Below are 2,382 nucleotides of genomic sequence, written 5' to 3' on the forward strand. Positions count from 1 at the left end.
AAACGTTATTATCGCTAGCCCTAGTACCATTACTGGTTCTATTGGTATTTTTAGTATAATTCATACGGTAGAGAATTTGCTCGACAGTATTGGGGTACATACTGATGGAGTTACTACTTCTCCAATAGCCGGAATGTCGATCACTAAAAAATTACCAGTAGAGTTCTCAGAATTAATACAGCTTAACATAGAGAATTGTTATAACAAATTCATCGCCCTGGTAGCTGAATCCCGTAACAAGACTTGGGATGAAATAGAAAATCTTGCTCAGGGTCATGTATGGATTGGTAGTGATGCTATAAATCAAGGTCTGGTAGATCAACTAGGTGATTTTGATGATGCTGTTAATCAAGCTGCTCAGCTAGCTAACATTGATCAGTATCAACTCAATTGGTATGTCAATGAACCTAATCTTATTAATATGCTATTGACGCAAATTAATGCTGCTGTGTCGGCTTTTCTACCGACCCCAATAAACCAGATAGCACAGCTTATGAAGAAAGATATTGGCTTAGGTTTGTTAGATCCTCAAAACTACTATGCAGCATGCATCAATTGTGCACAAATATGGGACTCAAATACATAGCAGCTAAAGAAGAAAAATATCTTTTTCCTCGGAACATACTAGGGCTGACAGATTAATGATATGCTAATATGATCAAATATTTTTATTCACTTTTTCATTACTGGTGAAATTATGACTATCAAAATAGGTATCAACGGTTTTGGTCGTATTGGCCGTATGATTTTCCGCGCGGCGCAGAAACGTGATGATATTTCAATCGTTGCCATCAACGACCTATTGAATACTGACTACATGGGTTATATGTTAAAATATGATTCAACTCATGGTATATTTAACGGAACAGTCGTAGTAGACGACAATGATTTAATTGTTAATGGTAAAACCATCCGTTGTACCTCTGAAAAAGATCCGATTGATTTAAAATGGAACGCAGTGGGAGTAGACATAGTTGCTGAAGCAACGGGAATTTTTCTAACTGATGCAAGGGCACGTAAGCACATCACTGCTGGAGCGAAAAAAGTGGTGCTTACCGGACCATCTCAAGATAACACACCTATGTTTGTTATGGGTGTCAATCATAAGTCTTACGACGGGCAAGACATTGTGTCTAACGCTTCATGCACTACTAACTGTTTAGCGCCATTAGCTAAAGTAATCAATGACCAATTTGGTATCGTTGAAGCATTAATGACCACGGTACATGCAATGACCGCGACTCAAAAAACCGTTGATAGCCCTTCGTATAAAGATTGGCGTGGGGGCAGAGGAGCATCTCAGAACATCATTCCATCCTCAACTGGAGCGGCCAAAGCCGTAGGGAAAGTGATTCCTCAGCTCAATGGTAAGCTAACTGGTATATCTTTCCGTGTTCCTACCCCAAATGTGTCGGTAGTAGATTTAACTGCACGTCTGAACAAATCGACTTCGTATGAAGAAATTTGCTCTGTTATTAAACAAACATCAGAAGATGAGTTGAAAGGTATAATGGGTTATACGGATGAAAACGTCGTTTCAACTGATTTTAACGGCGAAATACTCACATCCGTTTTTGATGCTAAAGCTGGTCTTGCTCTGAACAAACATTTTGTAAAACTAGTTGCTTGGTATGATAACGAAACTGGCTATTCTAATAAAGTGTTAGATCTGATCTCTTATATTGCTAATAAGTAACATAGCTTTGAAAAAGCGGTCAATAAAGAATTTTTTTTCTCGTCTCGTAGAGCATATTAATCTCTGATTAGCAGCATCATAAATACTATGGTATGTCTTACTGTTTGATCTGTTTGATTAAAACATGTTACAATTGATATATAGATACTCTATTACTCGAAAAGCATGGTTGTTACTTGCACTAACCGCTTTTAGTTTGGAATTAGTTGGGCTCTATTTCCAGTACTTTATGCTTATCAATCCTTGCGTGCTATGTATCTACCAACGTTTTGCCCTATATGGCGTGATGATTGCAGGTCTGGTTGGAGCTATATCACCTTCGACGCCATTGCGTTTTATCGGACTGGGTTTCTGGCTCTACAGCGCATGGAAAGGGCTGCTATCAGCTATTAAACATACCGATCTTCAGTTATATCCTTCACCTTTTGTTGTCTGTGATTTTTTGGTTAGTTTTCCTAGTTGGCTGAAACTAGATAAATTATTGCCGGTTCTATTCAATGCAACCGGTAATTGTACGACACATCAGTTACACTTTCTTTCACTAGCAATCACACAATGGATGATTATCATATTCGCAATATATCTAGCCATTGGTATAATCATTTTATTTGTACAAATTTGTTTTTTAACTAAATAAAATCTACTCAATTGTTTAATCTTAAACCTGATATTTCAGATATCAGAGA

Annotated in this window: 3 protein-coding genes; all 3 read left to right on the forward strand. The window is 37.5% G+C overall.

Going from position 1 to position 2,382, the window contains the following annotated elements; genetic code table 11:
- On the forward strand, positions 1-586 hold a 586-nt coding region (locus CEX73_RS00595), incomplete at its 5' end, for a S49 family peptidase (RefSeq protein WP_260080915.1).
- A 111-nt stretch (positions 587-697) separates the two neighbouring features.
- Positions 698-1,696: a type I glyceraldehyde-3-phosphate dehydrogenase gene (gene gap / locus CEX73_RS00600; protein ID WP_101626692.1), complete on the forward strand. Its 999-nt coding sequence runs from the start codon at positions 698-700 to the stop codon at positions 1,694-1,696.
- A 124-nt stretch (positions 1,697-1,820) separates the two neighbouring features.
- A complete protein-coding gene (gene dsbB / locus CEX73_RS00605) occupies positions 1,821-2,333 on the forward strand; it encodes a disulfide bond formation protein DsbB (RefSeq protein WP_101626693.1) in 513 nt (170 codons plus the stop codon).
- Positions 2,334-2,382: the final 49 nt, after the last annotated feature.

Origin of the sequence: Candidatus Palibaumannia cicadellinicola, from assembly GCF_002855795.1 — a bacterium.
Taxonomy (GTDB): domain Bacteria; phylum Pseudomonadota; class Gammaproteobacteria; order Enterobacterales; family Enterobacteriaceae; genus Baumannia; species Baumannia cicadellinicola_C.